General features: G+C 65.4%; 17 protein-coding genes and 1 other RNA gene. 14 read left to right on the plus strand and 4 right to left on the minus strand.

Features of this window, described 5'->3' with window-relative positions:
* The first annotated feature begins 63 nt into the window (after window positions 1-63).
* The 3 genes from C3Y15_RS11605 (at window position 64) to C3Y15_RS11615 (ending at window position 2,166) form a co-directional block, all read left to right on the plus strand.
* Window positions 64-1,167, plus strand: coding sequence for a substrate-binding domain-containing protein (locus C3Y15_RS11605; protein ID WP_014722673.1), 1,104 nt, complete (start codon window positions 64-66; stop codon window positions 1,165-1,167).
* A gap of 101 nt (window positions 1,168-1,268) precedes the next feature.
* The gene (locus tag C3Y15_RS11610; RefSeq protein ID WP_011883798.1) at window positions 1,269-1,538 is read left to right on the plus strand and encodes a hypothetical protein; all 270 of its coding nucleotides are present in this window, start codon (window positions 1,269-1,271) and stop codon (window positions 1,536-1,538) included.
* 277 nt (window positions 1,539-1,815) lie between these two features.
* A complete protein-coding gene (locus C3Y15_RS11615; RefSeq protein ID WP_011883800.1) occupies window positions 1,816-2,166 on the plus strand; it encodes a DUF4148 domain-containing protein in 351 nt (116 codons plus the stop codon).
* A gap of 539 nt (window positions 2,167-2,705) precedes the next feature.
* Here the strand turns inward: C3Y15_RS11615 and ssrA are convergent.
* The 4 genes from ssrA to ompA all read right to left on the minus strand — a co-directional run bounded on the left by ssrA (window position 2,706) and on the right by ompA (window position 5,343).
* Window positions 2,706-3,075, minus strand: a transfer-messenger RNA (tmRNA) gene (ssrA, locus tag C3Y15_RS11620).
* Window positions 3,076-3,092: 17 nt separating this feature from the next.
* On the minus strand, window positions 3,093-3,809 hold the full coding sequence (locus tag C3Y15_RS11625; protein WP_034194137.1) for an HAD-IA family hydrolase: 717 nt from the start codon (window positions 3,807-3,809) through the stop codon (window positions 3,093-3,095).
* A 13-nt stretch (window positions 3,810-3,822) separates the two neighbouring features.
* A complete protein-coding gene (gene ubiG, locus C3Y15_RS11630; RefSeq protein WP_011883804.1) occupies window positions 3,823-4,521 on the minus strand; it encodes a bifunctional 2-polyprenyl-6-hydroxyphenol methylase/3-demethylubiquinol 3-O-methyltransferase UbiG in 699 nt (232 codons plus the stop codon).
* A 150-nt stretch (window positions 4,522-4,671) separates the two neighbouring features.
* Window positions 4,672-5,343 (minus strand): outer membrane protein OmpA, encoded by a 672-nt coding sequence (ompA, locus tag C3Y15_RS11635; RefSeq protein ID WP_011883806.1) that lies wholly within the window; start codon window positions 5,341-5,343, stop codon window positions 4,672-4,674.
* Window positions 5,344-5,880: 537 nt separating this feature from the next.
* Between ompA and gyrA the strand changes: the two genes are divergently transcribed.
* The 11 genes from gyrA (at window position 5,881) to lapB (ending at window position 18,605) form a co-directional block, all read left to right on the plus strand.
* Window positions 5,881-8,484: a DNA gyrase subunit A gene (gene gyrA / locus C3Y15_RS11640; protein WP_045579347.1), complete on the plus strand. Its 2,604-nt coding sequence runs from the start codon at window positions 5,881-5,883 to the stop codon at window positions 8,482-8,484.
* An 84-nt stretch (window positions 8,485-8,568) separates the two neighbouring features.
* Window positions 8,569-9,168 carry a DUF2059 domain-containing protein gene (locus C3Y15_RS11645; RefSeq protein WP_011883810.1) on the plus strand — a complete coding sequence of 200 codons (600 nt, stop codon included), beginning with the start codon at window positions 8,569-8,571 and terminating at the stop codon, window positions 9,166-9,168.
* 174 nt (window positions 9,169-9,342) lie between these two features.
* Window positions 9,343-10,425 (plus strand): 3-phosphoserine/phosphohydroxythreonine transaminase, encoded by a 1,083-nt coding sequence (gene serC, locus C3Y15_RS11650; protein ID WP_034194138.1) that lies wholly within the window; start codon window positions 9,343-9,345, stop codon window positions 10,423-10,425.
* A 32-nt stretch (window positions 10,426-10,457) separates the two neighbouring features.
* Window positions 10,458-11,540 carry a prephenate dehydratase gene (gene pheA, locus C3Y15_RS11655; protein ID WP_011883815.1) on the plus strand — a complete coding sequence of 361 codons (1,083 nt, stop codon included), beginning with the start codon at window positions 10,458-10,460 and terminating at the stop codon, window positions 11,538-11,540.
* Between the two features lie 193 nt (window positions 11,541-11,733).
* Entirely contained in the window at window positions 11,734-12,660 is a 927-nt protein-coding gene (locus C3Y15_RS11660; protein WP_034194139.1) for a prephenate dehydrogenase/arogenate dehydrogenase family protein, read from the plus strand.
* 13 nt (window positions 12,661-12,673) lie between these two features.
* Entirely contained in the window at window positions 12,674-13,978 is a 1,305-nt protein-coding gene (gene aroA, locus C3Y15_RS11665; protein WP_011883818.1) for a 3-phosphoshikimate 1-carboxyvinyltransferase, read from the plus strand.
* 13 nt (window positions 13,979-13,991) lie between these two features.
* Window positions 13,992-14,678: a (d)CMP kinase gene (gene cmk / locus C3Y15_RS11670; protein ID WP_060122632.1), complete on the plus strand. Its 687-nt coding sequence runs from the start codon at window positions 13,992-13,994 to the stop codon at window positions 14,676-14,678.
* Window positions 14,679-14,800: 122 nt separating this feature from the next.
* On the plus strand, window positions 14,801-16,531 hold the full coding sequence (rpsA, locus tag C3Y15_RS11675) for a 30S ribosomal protein S1 (RefSeq protein ID WP_011883822.1): 1,731 nt from the start codon (window positions 14,801-14,803) through the stop codon (window positions 16,529-16,531).
* Window positions 16,532-16,553: 22 nt separating this feature from the next.
* Window positions 16,554-16,877 (plus strand): integration host factor subunit beta, encoded by a 324-nt coding sequence (locus C3Y15_RS11680; protein ID WP_006750752.1) that lies wholly within the window; start codon window positions 16,554-16,556, stop codon window positions 16,875-16,877.
* 208 nt (window positions 16,878-17,085) lie between these two features.
* Window positions 17,086-17,379: a LapA family protein gene (locus C3Y15_RS11685; protein WP_011883826.1), complete on the plus strand. Its 294-nt coding sequence runs from the start codon at window positions 17,086-17,088 to the stop codon at window positions 17,377-17,379.
* A gap of 53 nt (window positions 17,380-17,432) precedes the next feature.
* Window positions 17,433-18,605, plus strand: a complete 1,173-nt coding sequence (gene lapB, locus C3Y15_RS11690; RefSeq protein ID WP_069246168.1) for a lipopolysaccharide assembly protein LapB — start codon at window positions 17,433-17,435, stop codon at window positions 18,603-18,605.
* Window positions 18,606-18,694: the final 89 nt, after the last annotated feature.

Here is an 18,694-nt window from a genome sequence, read left to right on the forward strand (position 1 = left end):
ATTGATTTACAACAACGATAAGCGGAAGATTTCGTGGCCGCAATAGGAAATCGGAGTACATAAATGATTCGAATCGAATGCGACGCGTATTTGACCGTGCGCGACACGGCGGGCCGTTCGGCGAGCCTGTCGGACGTCGCGCCATTGCTCGAGCTGGTGGCCGAGACGGGCAGCATCGCGCAGGCGGCGCAGGCGAAAGGGCTGTCCTACCGGCACGCGTGGGGCATGCTGCGCGCGCTCGAGGCGTGCATCGGCGGCGAGCTGATCGAGACGGCGCGCGGCAAGGGCTCGACGTTGTCGGAACTGGGGCGGGCCGTCGTCGACGCGCAGCGCCTCGCGCACACGCGCCTCGACGGGAATCTGCGGTCGCTCGCCGCCGAGGTGGCGAGCGACCTGAACCGCCGGCTCGCGCAGCGCGACGGTGCGGTGCGCATCCACGCGTCGCACGGCTATGCGGTCGCGGCGCTGGTGGCCGCGCTGGTCGATGCGCACGCGGCCGTCGACATCAAGTACCGCGAGAGCGTCGAGGCCGTCCGCGCGCTTGCACGCGGCGAATGCGAGCTGGCCGGCTTTCATCTGCCGCGTGGCGCGTTTCGCGAACAATGCGCGCAGATCTACCGGCCGTGGCTCGACGACACGCGCCATGTGCTGATTCATCTGACGCGCCGTCAGCAAGGATTGTTCGTGCCGCGCGGCAACCCGAAGCAGGTGCGCGGGCTGGCCGATCTGGCGCGCAACGATATCCGCTTCGTCAATCGGCAGCCGGGGTCCGGCACGCGAATGCTGCTCGATCTCGCGCTGCGCTCGATCGGCGTCGATCCGGAGCGTATCGACGGCTATGCGTCGGCCGAGCTTACGCACTCGGCGATCGCGGCGTTCGTCGCGAGCGGCATGGCGGATCTCGGCTTCGGCGTCGAGCCGGCCGCCCATCACTTCGGGCTCGATTTCATTCCGGTCGTCGACGAGGATTACTACTTCGCATGCGAGCGCGCGCGGCTGGCGTCGCGGCCGCTCGCCGACGTGCTCGCGTTGCTGCGCGATCCGGCGTTCGTCGAGCGCGTCGCGCATCTCGACGGCTACGACCCGGCCGCATGCGGCACGCTGATCGGCGTTGCGGCGGGGCTCGACGGGGACGCTGCCACCGTGCCGGGCGGCAACGGAAGGTAATGCACGCGCGTGCGGCGCGCGCTGCAGCAGCAGGGGATTTGCGCTACGCTTGCCGCTTGATCAACGTTCCAACAAGCACGCCGTTCAGGCATCATCCCGCCATGAAACTTTCCGTTCCTCTCTCCGCGGCAGCGTTGACCGCGGGGCTTCTGATCGCCGCCACGCCGTTTGCGTTCGCGCAGAACTCCCCGGGCGTGCCCGGCGGGATTCTGAGCGATCAGTTCCGCCTGAACGAGCATCCGCAGATGCCGTTCGCGGCGTCGGCGCCGTCGCAGAAATATCAGAGCGGCAAGAAGTCTGCATTGCGTCGCAAGGGCGACATCGGCGATCCGAACGGCTGCAACCTGAAGTGCCCGATGGATACGCAGTAACCACCGCTTCCCGATCGCAGCGCGCGTAAGCACAATCGCCGCGCAGCGCGCCGGTCTGCCGAGCCCCGCGAAGCCTGCCGCTTCGCGGGGCTCGCGTTTATCCGGCGCACTCGGACGGTGCCAGTGCACCGGTGGACTATAGGGTTAACCCGTAATCCTGAAAGAATGTCTTCCAGAAACCTGCCTTATTCTTAAGCAGTTGCCTACATACACTTCCATTTGTCGGCGATGAACGGGTGTTCATCGCAAGATCAGACAAATACGGAGGTAGGTCATCATGAAGTCGCTCGTTCAAGCTGTTGTCGTTGCTGCCGCTCTCGTCGCCCCGGTCGTGTCGTTCGCTCAGTCCGGCTCGGCACTCACCCGCGCCCAGGTTCGTGCGGAACTGGTGCAACTGCAGCAGGCCGGTTACAACACCGCCCGCGGCGAAGATCCGCATTATCCGGAAGCGATCCAGGCTGCGACCGCCCGCGTCGCCGAGCAGCAGCGCGCAGTCGCGCAGGCGCAAGGCGCCGATGCGAGCGGCTACGGTGCGCAAGTGCAGGGTGCGTCGGCATCGGGTTCGCGCGCGATCGGCGTGCGTCCGGCCAGCGTTGAAGAAATGAAGTCGCTGTATCGCGGCAGCTAAGCTGCGCACTGCCCGACGAAAGCGCGGGCCGGGAGCGACGAGGTGTCGTGCTCCCGGCCCGCGCCGTCGGGCAGACGCCGTTCGGCGCGGTCGATCGCCGCGCGAGCGGCTGCGGACGTCCGTCACCTCCTGCCGCCGGCGTACCGGCGGTATTCTGCCCAGCCCGTCCGGGGCTGGGCGCTTTTTCAAATGGCGCGTGACGTATCGTTCGTTGGCAACAAGCAACCCCGCAGACGCGTGTCGTGCGGGGTTTTGTTCGTCTGGACGGGAAGTTTGCGGGGCGCTGCGGGCTGGCTGTACTAGGGCAGCTGTGTTTCAACGCGGGCCGCGATCGGGCAGAGCGCCTTCCCGCATTGGAAGAGTTCGAGACACATCCGGCAGGACAGGGGCACGACACGGAAATCGCCGCGCGGCGAAATTTCGCTCCGCACGTGTGATTGTGGGCGCTCGGACCAGCCGAACGGCAATAAAAAACCCGCGAAGCGTGACGCTGTCGCGGGTTTTTCCTGGCAACGCGCCGAACTGCGTTGCCGTGTATTTGGTGGAGGCGGCGGGAATCGAACCCGCGTCCAGAAGCGCTCCACGACTAGTTCTACATGTTTAGTTCAGTCATTTGATTTAACCGCAGCGACGCGGACGAACACGCTGCACTACGGCGATTCGCTAAGTTTTCGACCCGGACGTCGCGACGCCGCCAAGGCTTAACTGACGTATATGACCTCTGTCGGTATTGCTACCGGTCTTGCGACACTAGCCCGTCAGTGAACTAGGCAGAGGACGGCGGCCGTTAGGCTGCCAGTGCGAACGTATCGTCGTTTGCAGTTACGTTTTTCCCATTGATTAACGAGGTGACGGGTCCTCGACATGCCCTAGCCGCTTCACAACCCCTGTCGAAACCAGGTCGCCCCCGCGGATAAGATCGACCATTATAGCCCAACATCGCGCAGCAGTTCGCGCAGTTGCAGCGTCGTGTCGACGAGATGCTGCGCCTGCCAGTCGGCCGGCGCAGCGCCGTCGCCGCAGTAGCCATACGCGGCTGCGACCGTCGCCATGCCGGCCGCGGTGCCGGCCTGGATGTCGCGCAGGTCGTCGCCGACATAGACGATCCGCTCGGGCGCGAGCGTCAGTTGTGCGGCTGCGTGCAGCAGCGGGGCCGGATGGGGCTTCGAGTGCGGCGTCGTGTCGCCTCCGACGATGCAGGCCGCGCGTGCCGCGAGGCCGAGCAGGTCGGCGAGCGGTGCGGTGAGGCGCATCACCTTGTTGGTGACGATGCCCCAGCGCACGCGGCGCGCGTCCAGTTCGTCCAGCACGTCGCCGATCCCCGGAAACAGCGCGGTGTGCACGCAGATGTCCGTCGCATAGTTGGCGAGGAACTCGTCGCGCATCGCGTCGTAGCCGGGTGTCTGCGGATCGATGCCGAACGCGCCGCCGAGCAGGCCGCGGGCGCCGGCCGACGCGAGCGGCCGCAGCACGTCGAGCGGCGTCTCGGGCAGGCCGCGCACGCGCTGCATCTTGTGGACGGCGGCGGCGAGATCGGGCGCCGTATCGGCGAGCGTGCCGTCGAGATCGAACAGCACGGCGTCGCACTGCGTCAGCCGCGGTGCGTCGAGCGTCGTGCGCTCGGTCGAAAGGGAGGTCGTCATGCCGGGTCGAGGATTACGCGCCGCGGCGGCACGCGACGAGATAGTTGATGTCGGTGTCGTTCGACAGCGCAAAGCGCTTGCCGATCGGGTGATAGGTGATGCCCTTGAGCTCGACGATGTGCAGATCGGTCGCGCGCACGAAACCGGCCAGTTCCGACGGGCGGATGAAGCGCGCGTAGTCGTGCGTGCCCTTCGGCAGCATCTGCGCGATGTACTCGGCGCCGATCACCGCGAACAGGTACGACTTGAGGTTGCGGTTCAGCGTCGAGAAGAACACCCAGCCGCCGGGCTTCACGAGCTTCGCGCAGGCAGAGACGACGCCGGCCGGCGACGGCACGTGCTCGAGCATTTCCATGCAGGTGACGACGTCGTAGCTGCCGGGCTCGCGCTCGGCGATCGCTTCGGCGGCGATCGCCTCGTAATCGACGGTGATGCCGCTTTCGAGGCTGTGCAGATCGGCGACGCCGAGCGCTTCGTTCGACAGGTCGATGCCTTTGACCTGCGCGCCGAGCCCGGCCATCGATTCGGACAGGATGCCGCCGCCGCAACCGATATCGAGCGCGCGCTTGCCGGCCAGATGCGCATGCGAGTCGATCCAGCCGAGCCGGACCGGGTTCAGGTCGTGCAAGGGCTTGAATTCGGCGTTCGGATCCCACCACCGATGGGCGAGGTCGCTGAATTTCTGGAGTTCGTGCGGATCGGCGTTGGTCATGTCGGCAAACGGGTACGGAAGGAGGGCGGTGCGTCGGTACGTCAGCCGCAAGTATATAAGCGGGCGGACAACGAGGCCAGCAAGCGCCTGGACGGGCATCAATGAAAAAGCCCCGCCGGAGCGGGGCTTTGGAGCAGTCGAAACCGTGGCTTACTGCGCCGGAACGGTCGTCTTCTGCACTTGCTGCGTACCGACCACTTCGACTTCCACGCGGCGGTCCGGTGCGAGGCAGGCGATCAGTTGCTTGCGGTTCTTCTGGTTGCAGCCCGTCGTAACCGGATTGCGCTTGCCCTTGCCTTCCGTGTAGATCTTGTTGGCCGGGATGCCCTTGCTGACCAGGTACGACTTGACTGCTTGCGCACGGCGCAGCGACAGACGGTCGTTGTACTTGTCCGAACCGATGCGGTCCGTGTAGCCGGTGGCGACGACCACTTCCGTGTTCATGCCCTCGATCTTCGATGCCAGTTCGTCCAGCTTCTGCTTGCCCAGCGGCTTGAGCGTTGCCTTGTCGAAGTCGAACAGCGCGTCGGCTTGGTACGTGATCTTCTGGCTCGAAATTGCCGGTGCAGCAGCCGGAGCGACCGGCGGTTGCGGTGCCTGGGCGACCAGTGCGCCATCGCACTTTGCGTTGGCGGTGGCCGGCGTCCAGAACGCGTCACGCCAGCAGAGCTCGTTCGTGCCGTTCATCCACACCCATTCGCCCGTACCGTTCACCCAGTTGTCGTTGACGGCTTGACGCGACGCCGGCACCGACTGTGCCGAAGCGGATGCAGCCATAACTGCGGTAGCTGCAATGAACGCGAGCTTTGAAAGTTTATTCATATTTCTCCTCTCGAAATTGAGATTACCGCAGGTTTACTGCGAGCCTGTTGACGGTGACAAGTCATACATTGCTCGAAGTATAACATTGGTGCGGCACAAAAAACGCGGCACCGCTCTGTGTAGACTTCGAGCAGCGTCTAACTTTCAGTGCGTTGGCATTTTGCCATATCGTTCCCTTCCTACGAAAAAAAATCCTCCCCACCCCAAGATCACCCCCACTTTGTGGTGCATGCGCAACACTCGCCTGCCGCAACTTTAAGAAATTGTCAAGAGTGGAGCGGGGAAATTGCGGGAAACGACGCCTATGTTTACCCGCTGCCGCGACGCCACGTCGCAGGACTCGCCCGCGCACCAAAGGAGGGCGCGATTGCGGCCGGGGCGGGCATCGCACCGCAGCTCCGATTTTTGCTGTTTACATATAGTTGGGGGTCGCGAATTGGCTGCGGATGGGCGCATGTTAGAATCTCGCGTTGCGTTGCGCATGCAGCGCCCACGCGAAAGGCGTTCGCCGTCTTCGCTCCGAAACGATACGGATACATGGATCAATTCGCCAAAGAGACCCTGCCCACCTCCCTAGAGGAGGAAATGCGCCGTTCGTATCTCGATTACGCGATGAGCGTGATCGTCGGACGTGCCCTCCCGGATGTCCGCGATGGCCTGAAGCCCGTGCACCGGCGCGTACTGTTCGCGATGCACGAACTGAACAACGACTGGAACCGCGCATACAAGAAGTCGGCGCGTATCGTCGGTGACGTGATCGGTAAGTACCACCCGCACGGCGATACGGCGGTGTACGACACGATCGTGCGGATGGCGCAGGACTTCTCGCTGCGCTACATGCTGATCGACGGGCAGGGCAACTTCGGCTCGATCGACGGCGACAACGCCGCGGCGATGCGTTACACCGAAATTCGCATGGCGAAGATCGGGCATGAGCTGCTGGCCGACATCGACAAGGAAACGGTCGACTTCGAGCCGAACTACGACGGCAACGAAACGCAGCCGTCGGTCCTGCCGTCGCGCATTCCGAACCTGCTGATCAACGGCTCGTCGGGCATCGCGGTCGGCATGGCGACCAACATTCCGCCGCACAACCTGAACGAAGTCGTTGACGCGTGCCAGCATCTGCTGAACAACCCGGGGGCGACGATCGACGAGCTGATCGAGATCATCCCGGCGCCGGACTTCCCGACGGCCGGCATCATCTACGGCGTGGCCGGCGTACGCGACGGCTATCGCACCGGGCGCGGCCGCGTCGTGATGCGCGCGGCCACGCACTTCGAGGAGATCGACCGTGGCCAGCGGATGGCGATCATCGTCGACGAGCTCCCGTACCAGGTGAACAAGCGCTCGCTGCTCGAGCGTATCGCCGAGCTCGTCAACGAGAAGAAGCTCGAAGGCATCTCGGACATCCGCGACGAGTCCGACAAGAGCGGCATGCGTGTCGTGATCGAACTGAAGCGCGGCGAAGTGCCCGAGGTCGTGCTGAACAACCTGTACAAGGCGACGCAGCTGCAGGACACGTTCGGCATGAACATGGTCGCGCTCGTCGACGGCCAGCCGAAGCTGCTGAACCTGAAGGAAATCCTGCAGTGCTTCCTGTCGCACCGACGCGAAGTGCTGACGCGCCGCACGATCTACGAACTGCGCAAGGCTCGCGAACGCGGCCACGTGCTCGAAGGTCTCGCAGTCGCGCTCGCCAACATCGACGAATTCATCGAGATCATCAAGGCCGCGCCGACGCCGCCGATCGCGAAGCAGGGGCTGATGGAGCGGTCGTGGGATTCGTCGCTCGTGCGCGAGATGCTCGCGCGCGCCGAGACGGAGAACGCCGCGGCCGGCGGTCGCGCCGCGTATCGTCCGGAAGGGCTGAACCCGGCGTTCGGGATGCAGGGCGACGGGCTGTACCGCCTGTCCGACACGCAGGCGCAGGAAATCCTGCAGATGCGCCTGCAACGCCTGACCGGTCTCGAGCAGGACAAGATCATCGGCGAGTACCGCGAAGTGATGGCGCAGATCGCCGACCTGCTGGACATCCTCGCGCGCCCGGAGCGGATCACGACGATGATCGGCGAGGAGCTGACGTCGGTGAAGGCCGAGTTCGGCGACGCGCGCCGCTCGAAGATCGAGCTGAACGCCACCGAGCTGAACACCGAAGACCTGATCACGCCGCAGGACATGGTCGTCACGATGTCGCATGCGGGCTACGTGAAGTCGCAGCCGCTGTCCGAGTACCGCGCGCAGAAGCGCGGCGGCCGCGGCAAGCAGGCGACGCAGATGAAGGAAGACGACTGGATCGAGACGCTGTTCATCGCGAACACGCACGATTACATCCTGTGCTTCTCGAACCGCGGCCGCGTGTACTGGGTCAAGGTGTATGAAGTGCCGCAGGGCTCGCGCAACTCGCGCGGCCGCCCGATCGTCAACATGTTCCCGCTGCAGGAAGGCGAGAAGATCAACGTGGTGCTGCCGGTCAAGGAATTCTCGGCCGACAAGTTCGTGTTCATGGCGACGTCGCTCGGCACCGTGAAGAAGACGCCGCTGGAAGCATTCAGCCGCCCGATGAAGAAGGGCATCATCGCGGTCGGTCTCGATGACGGCGATTTCCTGATCGGCGCGTCGATCACCGACGGCGCCCACGACGTGATGCTGTTCTCCGATGCCGGCAAGGCCGTGCGCTTCGACGAGAACGACGTGCGTCCGATGGGCCGCGAAGCGCGCGGCGTGCGCGGCATGCAGCTCGAGGACGGCCAGCAGGTCATCGCGATGCTGGTCGCGGGCAGCGAGGAGCAGACGGTGCTCACCGCGACCGAGAACGGCTACGGCAAGCGCACCCCGATCACCGAGTACACGCGTCACGGCCGCGGCACGAAGGGGATGATCGCGATCCAGACGTCCGAGCGCAACGGCAAGGTGGTCGCCGCGACGCTCGTCGACGCCGAAGATCAGATCATGCTGATCACGACTGCCGGCGTATTGATCCGCACCCGTGTGTCCGAGATCCGCGAGATGGGACGGGCTACGCAAGGTGTTACACTCATCAGTCTTGATGAGGGCACGAAGCTCTCCGGCCTGCAGCAGATCGCTGAAGCCGAAGAGGGTGAGGGCGAAGCCGACGAGGCGTCGGACGGCGAAGCCTGAACAACGGGATGAGACTCGAGCCGCCGCGGGCGTGAAGCGCCGCGGTTGGCGAGCAACCATTCATATTTCCACAAGGGAGTGATGATGCAAAAGCAATTCAAGCAACTGGTTCTGCTGGCTGCACTGGTGCCGACGTTCGCGATGGCGCAAGCGCTGTCGAATTCCGCACCGGCTGCGACCGCGGCAGCTGCGCCGATCGACGCCGACAAGAAGGCGGCGATCAAGGATCTGCTCGACGCGATCGACGCGCCGAAGCTCGTGTCGGCAATCGGCAACAGCGCCGAGATGCAAGCGAAGCAACTCGTTCCGGCGATCCTGTCGGACGCGCTGTCGGAAAACAAGACGCTGAACGACAAGCAGAAGCAGGCCGCCGTGCCGACGCTGCAAAAGAACGCGGTGCCGAAGCTGGTCGACGGCGCGGGCAAGGTGTTCGGCACGCAGCAGTTCCAGAACGATGCGATGTCGGCTCAGTACGACGCGTACGCGAAGTACTACAGCACGTCGGAGATCAAGGATCTGACGACGTTCTACAAGAGCCCGACGGGCCGCAAGTTCATCCAGGTTCAGGATCAGGTTGGCCGCGACGTCGTCAACGGCCTGATGCAGAAGTACATGCCGCAAGCGATCCAGGCAACGCGCACGCAGGCTGACAAGGAAGTCGCCGCGGTCAAGCCGGGCAAGTAAGCGGTCCGGGCGCGCCGCCCGGCCGTCCGGTCGGGTTTGGCGGGAGCCTGATGACAGTGCGATAATGGCCGTTTGCGCGCGAGCGCAAGCGGCCATTCCTTTTTGTGGCGCGGTCTTTCTGCCGGCAGCGAGCCGGCCGCAAGCCGGTCCGCGTCCGTCCCGAGGTTATTCACGATGCGCGTCTTTAATTTCTCCGCCGGCCCAGCGGCGCTCCCCGAGGAAGTGCTGCGGCAAGCCGCCGACGAAATGCTCGACTGGCACGGCAGCGGCATGAGCGTGATGGAGATGAGCCATCGCGGCAAGGAATTCATGTCGATCCACGAAACCGCGCTGGCCGACCTGCGCGAGCTGCTCGACGTGCCGGCCAGCCACCGGATCCTGTTCCTGCAGGGCGGCGGCATCGCCGAGAACGCGATCGTGCCGATGAACCTGCTCGGTTCGCGCAAGAGCGCCGACTTCGTCGTCACCGGTTCGTGGTCGCAGAAGTCGTTCAACGAAGCGAAGAAGTACTGCACGCCGCATCTGGCGGCCTCGGGCAAGACGGCCGACGGTTTCACGCGCGCGCCCGCGCGCGCCGAATGGCAGCTGTCGGACGATCCGGCCTACGTGCATCTGTGCACCAACGAGACGATCGACGGCGTCGAGACGTTCGAGATTCCCGACCTCGGCGACGTGCCGCTCGTGGCCGACGTGTCGTCGCACATCCTGTCGCGCCCGATGGACGTCGCGAAGTACGGCGTGCTGTTCGGCGGCGCGCAGAAGAACATCGGGATGGCCGGCGTGACCGTCGTGATCGTTCGCGAGGACCTGCTCGATCGCGCGCTGTCGATCTGCCCGTCGGCATTCGAATGGAAGACCGTCGCCGAGAACAACTCGCTGTACAACACGCCGCCCACCTACGCGATCTACATCGCGGGCCTCGTGTTCCAGTGGCTGAAGCGGCAGGGCGGTCTCGCGGCGATCGAGGCCCGCAACATCGAGAAGGCGAAGCTGCTCTACGACACGATCGACGCGAGCGGCTTCTATCTGAACAAGGTCGAGCCGGCGGTGCGTTCGCGGATGAACGTGCCGTTTTTCCTGGCCGACGAAACGCGCAATGAAGACTTCCTCGCCGGCGCAAAGGCGCGCGGGCTGCTGCAGCTGAAGGGCCACAAGTCCGTCGGCGGCATGCGGGCGTCGATCTACAACGCGGTGCCGCTCGAGGGCGTGAAGGCGCTCGTCGAGTACATGAAGGACTTCGAACGGCGCGACGCCTGACGGCGCGCTGTTCAAACAGCACGGCAAAACGCATGGACGACGAACTGAATTCCCGCCTGAAACCGCTGCGCGACCGCATCGATGCGATCGACGCGCAGCTGATCGCGCTCCTCAACCAGCGCGCCGCGGTGGCGCTCGAGGTGGGCGAGGTCAAGAAGCACTTCAACGCACCGGTGTTCCGGCCGGAGCGCGAGCTGCAGGTCATCGCGCGCCTGCAGGACATGAGCGCCGGGCCGCTCGCGGGCGAGCACATCAGCGCGATCTGGCGCGAGATCATGGCCGCGAGCCGCGCGCTCGAGCAGACGATCCACGTCGCATTCCTCGGGCCGGTGGGCACGTACAGCGAACAGGCGATGTTCGAGTATTTCGGCCAGTCGATCGAAGGACTGCCGTGCCCGTCGATCGACGAAGTATTCCGCTCGGTCGAGGCGGGCGCGGCTGCCTTCGGGATCGCGCCGGTCGAGAATTCGACCGAGGGCGCGGTGTCGCGCACGCTCGACCTGCTGCTGCAGACACAGTTGCTGATCAGCGGCGAACTCGCGCTGCCGATCCATCACAACCTGCTCACGCAAAGCGGCACGCTCGCCGGCGTGACGCGCGTCTGCGCGCACGCTCAGGCGCTCGCCCAATGCCAGCAGTGGCTCGCGGCGAACGCGCCGCAGCTCGAGCGGCAAGCGGTGTCGAGCAATGCCGAGGCAGCCCGTCTCGCGGCGGCCGACCCGAGCGTCGCGGCGATCGCCGGCGATCGTGCGGCCGCGCACTACGGGCTGCAGGTCGCGTTCTCGTTGATCCAGGACGATCCGCACAACCGCACGCGCTTCGTGATCGTCGGCAAGCAGCCGGCCGGCCAGAGCGGTCACGACCAGACATCGCTGATCGTCTCGGTGAAGAACGAGCCGGGCGCGGTGTTCAAGCTGCTCGAGCCGCTCGCGCGGCACGGCGTGTCGATGACGCGCTTCGAATCGCGGCCGGCGCGGGTCGGCACGTGGGAGTACTACTTCTACATCGACATCGAAGGGCACCGGGACGACGCGGCGGTGGCCGCCGCGCTCGCGGAGCTCGGCCAGAAAGCCGCGTTCCTGAAGATACTCGGTTCGTATCCGCGCGCGCGCTGATGCGCGGCGGCCCGTCGCCTGCCTCGCGCGGGCGACGCGGCGAGGCGGCGAAGGGGCAGCGCCGGCCGGGCCGCGCTGCCGACGGCGGGTTCGGGCGGTATCCGGCGCAGGTCGCGCCGGGTGTGCGCCCGGTGCCCGGGATCTGGACTTCCGTGCGCGGGCATCGTTCCGCGCGCGTCACTTGGCTCATGTCGTGTCAGGCTTTGCATTCAACAAACTGGTCATTTTCGGCGTCGGCCTGATCGGCGGATCGCTGGCGCGCGCGTTGCGCGAGCGCGCCTCGGGCGGGGCGGGCGAGATCGTCGGCGTGGGCCGGTCGCGTGCGTCGGTCGAGCGCGCGCTGGCGCTCGGCGTGATCGACCGCGCGGCGGCGCTCGACGATGACGCGCAACTGCGCGACGCGCTGGCCGGCGCCGATCTGGTGCTGCTCGCCGCGCCGGTCGCGCAGACGGAGCCGTTGCTCGCGCGCATCGCGCCGTGGCTGGACGCCGCGACGATCGTCACCGATGCGGGCAGCACCAAGTCCGACGTCGTCGCGGCCGCGCGCGCGGCGCTCGGTGAGCGGATCGCCCGGTTCGTGCCGGGCCATCCGATTGCCGGCCGCGAGTCGAGTGGTGTCGAAGCCGCGTTGCCGGACCTGTACGTCGGCCGCAACGTCGTGCTGTGCCCGCTCGCGGAGAACGCGCCCGAGACCGTCGCGCGGATCGACGCGATGTGGCAGGCGACCGGCGCCGACGTGCGCACGATGAGCGCGGCCCAGCACGATCGCGTATTCGCCTCGATCAGCCATTTGCCGCACGTGCTGTCGTTCGCGCTCGTCGAGCAGATCCTCGGCGAGGCCGATGCGGAGCTGAAATTCTCATATGCGGCCGGCGGCTTCCGCGACTTCACGCGGATCGCGGCGTCGAGCCCCGAAATGTGGCGCGACGTGTGCGTCGCCAACCGCGCGGCGCTGCTCGACGAACTCGACGGCTACACGCGCGTGCTCGCACGGCTGCGCGCGGCGATCGACGCCGGCGACGGCGCCGCGCTCGAGGCCGTATTCACGCGCTCGCGCGCCGCGCGCAAGGCGTGGCAGGAGCGCGGCGCGCAGCCCGCTGCAGAACCGGTCAAGAAATAACAGGACGATTCACATGGACTATCTCGATCTCGGCCCGTACTCCAGTGCCTCCGGCACCGTGCGACTTCCCGGCTCCAAGAGCATTTCGAACCGCGTGCTGTTGCTCGCGGCGCTCGCCGAAGGCGAAACGACGATCACGAACCTGCTCGATTCCGACGACACGCGCGTGATGCTCGACGCGCTCGGCAAGCTGGGCGTGCGTCTCACGCGCGATGCCGACACCTGCGTCGTCGCCGGCACGCGCGGCGCGTTCACCGCGAGGACGGCCGATCTGTTCCTCGGCAACGCCGGCACCGCGGTGCGCCCGCTGACGGCGGCGCTTGCGGTCAACGGCGGCGACTACCGCGTGCACGGCGTGCCGCGCATGCACGAGCGGCCGATCGGCGATCTCGTCGACGGCCTGCGGCAAATCGGCGCGCAGATCGATTACGAACAGAACGAAGGCTTTCCGCCGCTGCGGATCAAGCCGGCGGCGATCACGGTCGACGCGCCGATCCGCGTGCGCGGCGACGTGTCGAGCCAGTTCCTGACCGCGCTACTGATGACCTTGCCGCTCGTGAAGGCGAAGGACGGCAAGATCGTCGTCGAAGTCGACGGCGAACTGATCTCGAAGCCGTACATCGACATCACCATTCGACTGATGGAACGCTTCGGCGTGACCGTCGAGCGCGACGGCTGGCAGCGCTTCGTCGTGCCGGCCGGGGTCCGTTACCGCTCGCCGGGGCGCATCATGGTCGAGGGCGACGCGTCGTCGGCGTCGTATTTCCTCGCGGCCGGCGCGCTCGGCGGCGGCCCGCTGCGCGTCGAGGGCGTCGGCCGGGCGAGCATCCAGGGCGACGTCGGCTTCGCGAACGCGCTGATGCAGATGGGCGCGAACGTGTCGATGGGCGACGACTGGATCGAGGTGCGCGGCATCGGCCACGATCACGGCAAGCTCGATCCGATCGACATGGATTTCAACCTGATTCCGGACGCCGCGATGACGATCGCGGTCGCGGCGCTCTTTGCGAGCGGCACGAGCACGCTGCGCAACATCGCGAGCTGGCGCGTGAAGGAAACCGACCGCATCGCGGCGATGGCGACCGAATTGCGCAAGCTCGGCGCGGTGGTCGAGGAGGGGCCCGACTATCTGGTCGTCACGCCGCCGCAGCGGCTCACGCCGAACGCGACGATCGACACCTACGACGATCACCGGATGGCGATGTGCTTCTCGCTCGTCAGCCTGGGCGGCGTGCCCGTGCGGATCAACGACCCGAAGTGCGTCGGCAAGACGTTCCCCGACTATTTCGACCGCTTCGCCGCGCTCGCCAAGGCCTGACCGACCGTACCCGATGAAATCGACCCGACCCTTTCACCCGACCCCCGTCATCACGATCGACGGCCCGACCGCTTCCGGCAAGGGCACCGTCGCGGCGCTCGTCGCCGCGCACCTCGGCTTTCACCTGCTCGACAGCGGCGCGCTGTACCGGCTCGCTGCGCTCGCGAGCGTGCGCTACGGGATCGACGCGCAGGACATCGACGCGCTCGTGAAGCTGATCGACGACCTCCACATCACGTTTCGCGAGGGCTGCGCGCAGCTCGACGGCGTCGACGTGTCGAACGACATCCGCGCGGAGGCGGTCGGCAACCGCGCGTCGGCGATCGCCGTGCACGGCCCGGTGCGCGTGGCGCTGGTGGCGCGCCAGCGGGCCTTCCGCAAGACGCCGGGCCTCGTCGCGGACGGCCGCGACATGGGCACCGTGATCTTCCCGGACGCCGTGCTCAAGGTGTTTCTGACGGCCAGCGCCGAGGCTCGCGCGGCGAGGCGGCATAAGCAATTGATGCAAAAAGGATTTTCTGCTAATATAGAGGACTTGCTCCGGGATTTGCGTGAGCGTGACGCGCGTGACAGCAATCGCGCGGCCGCGCCGCTGAAGCCCGCGGCAGATGCCAAGCTGCTCGATACGTCGGCGCTTTCGGTCGATCAAGCGGTCGATCAGGTGCTGCAGTGGTACCGGGCGCTCGGCCAGCCGGCCTGAAAAGGCGGGCAGCAGTAGGTGCTGGGCGCGCGAGCGCTCAGCGTGTTTCAAACCCTTAACCCCGTATGGTTTCGATCTGGCTCTTTCAGCCTGCCATTCCGGCCGGCGTGGCACAGCGATCCATGCACAATCCGATTTTTATGTCCGACCTGCAAACCTCCACCCCGAATACCGAATCCTTTGCGGCTCTGTTCGAAGAGTCGCTGACCCGCCAAGACATGCGCGCCGGCGAAGTGATTTCCGCCGAAGTCGTGCGCGTCGACCACAACTTCGTGGTCGTCAATGCAGGCCTGAAGTCCGAGGCTTACATTCCGATCGAGGAATTCCTGAACGATCAGGGCGAGGTTGAGGTGCAGTCGGGCGATTTCGTGTCCGTCGCGATCGACGCACTCGAAAACGGCTACGGCGACACGATCCTGTCGCGCGACAAGGCGAAGCGCCTTGCATCGTGGCTGTCGCTGGAAAAGGCCCTCGACAACAACGAACTCGTCACCGGCACCATCACCGGCAAGGTGAAGGGCGGCATGACCGTGATGGTCAACGGCATCCGCGCGTTCCTGCCGGGTTCGCTGGTCGACACGCGTCCGGTCAAGGACACGACCCCGTACGAAGGCAAGACGCTCGAGTTCCGCGTGATCAAGCTCGATCGCAAGCGTAACAACGTCGTGCTGTCGCGTCGTGCCGTGATCGAGGCAACGCAAGGCGAAGAGCGCGCGAAGCTGCTCGAGACGCTGAAGGAAGGCGCGATCGTCAACGGCGTGGTCAAGAACATCACCGACTACGGCGCGTTCGTCGACCTCGGCGGCATCGACGGCCTGCTGCACATCACCGACATCGCATGGCGTCGCGTGCGTCACCCGAGCGAAGTCCTGTCGGTTGGCCAGGAAGTCACCGCGAAGATCCTCAAGTTCGACCAAGAGAAGAACCGCGTCTCGCTGGGCATCAAGCAACTGGGCGACGATCCGTGGGAAGGCATCTCGCGCCGTTACCCGTCGGGCACGCGCCTGTTCGGCAAGGTCACGAACATCACCGACTACGGCGCATTCGTCGAAGTGGAATCGGGCATCGAAGGCCTGGTCCACGTGTCGGAAATGGACTGGACCAACAAGAACGTCGCACCGTCGAAGGTTGTCCAGCTGGGTGACGAAGTCGAAGTCATGGTCCTCGAGATCGACGAAGACCGTCGTCGTATCAGCCTCGGCATGAAGCAGTGCAAGCCGAATCCGTGGGATGACTTCAGCCGCAACTTCAAGAAGGGCGACAAGATCACGGGCGCAATCAAGTCGATCACCGACTTCGGCGTGTTCATCGGTCTGCCGGGCGGCATCGACGGCCTGGTCCACCTGTCGGACCTGTCGTGGAGCGAAGCCGGCGAAGAAGCCGTTCGCAAGTACAAGAAGGGCGACGAAGTCGAAGCGATCGTGCTCGGTATCGACGTCGAGAAGGAGCGTATTTCGCTCGGCATCAAGCAGCTCGAAGGCGACCCGTTCAGCAACTACGTTGCAATGAACGACAAGGGTTCGATCGTCGACGGCGTGGTGAAGTCGGTCGATGCGAAGGGCGCCGTGATCACGCTGACGGGCGACATCGAAGGCTACCTGCGCGCTTCGGAAATCTCGCAGGATCGCGTCGAAGACGCACGCAACGTGCTGAAGGAAGGCGACAAGGTCAACGCGATGGTGATCAACATCGATCGCAAGTCGCGCGGCATCAACCTGTCGATCAAGGCGAAGGACTCGGCTGAACAACAGGAAGCGATCCGCGGCCTGCAGTCGGACTCGAGCGCTGCTGCGACCGGTACGACCAACCTCGGCGCGCTGCTGAAGGCGAAGCTCGACGGCCAGAACCAGTAAGCCTCGCGAGGTCTGCTGAAGTATGACCAAATCCGAGTTGGTCGCACAGCTGGCACTGCGATTTCCGCAACTTGTCCTCAAGGATGCGGATTTCGCGGTGAAAACGATGCTCGATGCGATGTCCGACGCTCTGTCGAAAGGGCATCGCATCGAAATTCGCGGTTTCGGCAGCTTCGGCCTCAACCGTCGCCCGGCGCGCGTCGGACGCAACCCGAAGTCGGGGGAGAAAGTGCAGGTGCCCGAGAAGTTCGTGCCGCACTTCAAGCCCGGCAAGGAATTGCGTGAACGCGTCGACGGTCGCGCCGGTGAGCCGCTGAAGGCTGACGACCCGGACGACGAGCGTTGAGCGTCGTGCGGTTTGCCCGGAACCTGTCCGGCGAAGGCTGAAAAGAAAGCGCCCCTAGCGGGCGCTTTTTTCATTTCCGGCGGCGGCAGGACGACGCACTCCGAACGATCTGCGCTGACGCCGAAACTCATCCTTTACAATACGGGTCGATTCGGCGACGCGAAGGGGAGTCGCGCGCCGCGGCAAACCTCAACAAAGAGAGGGCTACATGAAGTTTATCGTCTGGCTGATCCGGGTATTGGTGTTCGTGCTGCTGCTGGTGCTCGCGCTGGCCAATACGCAAACCGCGACGCTGAATTTCGTTGCCGGCTACGCGTGGCAGGCGCCGCTGATCCTGATCGGTCTCGCGTTCTTCGTCGTCGGTCTGCTGGCCGGTCTGCTGTCTGCGCTGCCGTCGATCTTCCGGCTGCGTCTGGAGAACGGACGTCTCAAGCGGGATCTGCGCGCCGCGCGTGAAACCCCGGCGGTCGTCGACCAGCCGCCGATGCCGCCCGTCATTTAACACCGACGCCGCGCGAATTTCGCGCGGTTTTCGTCTCTGCTTCGATATCTCGCATGGATCTGGATTTCTGGTGGTTGCTCGCGATTCCCGTCGCGTTCGCGCTTGGATGGGCGGCGTCACGCTATGACCTGAAGAATCTCCTGTCGGAGAGCGCCAACCTGCCGCGCTCGTATTTTCGCGGCCTGAATTTTCTGTTGAACGAACAACCGGACAAGGCGATCGACGCGTTCATCGAGGTCGCCAAGCTCGACCCCGAGACGGTCGAGCTGCACTTCGCGCTCGGCAACCTGTTTCGCCGCCGCGGCGAGACGGACCGCGCGATCCGCGTCCACCAGAACCTGCTGAGCCGCACGGACCTGCCGGTGAACGAGCGCGACCACGCGCTGTACGAGCTCGGCCAGGACTTCCTGAAGGCCGGCCTGCTCGACCGGGCGGAGGAGGCGTTCCACCGCCTCGCCGACGGCGACTACGCGCTCGGTGCGCAGCGGGCGTTGCTGACGATCTACGAGATCGAAAAGGACTGGAACAAGTCGATCGACACCGCGCGACGCATCGAGTCGATGAGCGACAAGCCGCTCGGCACCGAAATCGCGCAGTTCCACTGCGAACTCGCGCAGGATGCGCTGCAGCGCAAGAACACCGCGGCGGCCGCCGAGCAGTTGAAGCTCGCGCTGGCGGCGAACCCGCAAAACGTGCGCGCGACGATCCTGTCGGGCGACGCGGCCGAAGCGGCCGGCGATCCCGCCGCCGCGATCGGTCACTGGAAGCGCGTCGATACGCAGAACCCCGCCTACCTGCCGCTCGTCGCCGACAAGCTGATGAAGGCGTACATCGCGCTCGGCAAGCCGGTCGACGGCGCGGAGCTGCTGATGGGCTATGTCGATCGCTATCCGTCGAACGATCTGCTCGACATCGCGTATCAGCACATCGCGGGCATGCGCGGCCAGGACGCTGCGCACGCACTCGCGCGCGCGCAGATGGAGAAGTCGCCGAACCTGTCGGGCATGCTGCACCTGCTGGATGCGCAGATCGCCGCGGCCGACGAGCCGCGCCGTAAGGAGCTTGAAATGATGCGCGCGCTGATCCGGCAGCGCACCAAGAATCTGCCGCGCTATACGTGCCAGAATTGCGGCTTCCGGGCACGGCTCTTCTACTGGCAGTGCCCCGGTTGCAGCGGCTGGGAAACCTATGCGCCGCGGCGCGTCGAACCTGCGATGCCGGGCTGATCCCGGCGAGCGGCGCGACGCGTGGCGGTTGCCGCCGGCTTCGGCCGGGCGGCCAAGTTAGTCAATTACCGGGACGTACCGGAACATCT

The organism is Burkholderia sp. B10, from assembly GCF_004368385.1.
GTDB lineage: Bacteria > Pseudomonadota > Gammaproteobacteria > Burkholderiales > Burkholderiaceae > Burkholderia > Burkholderia vietnamiensis.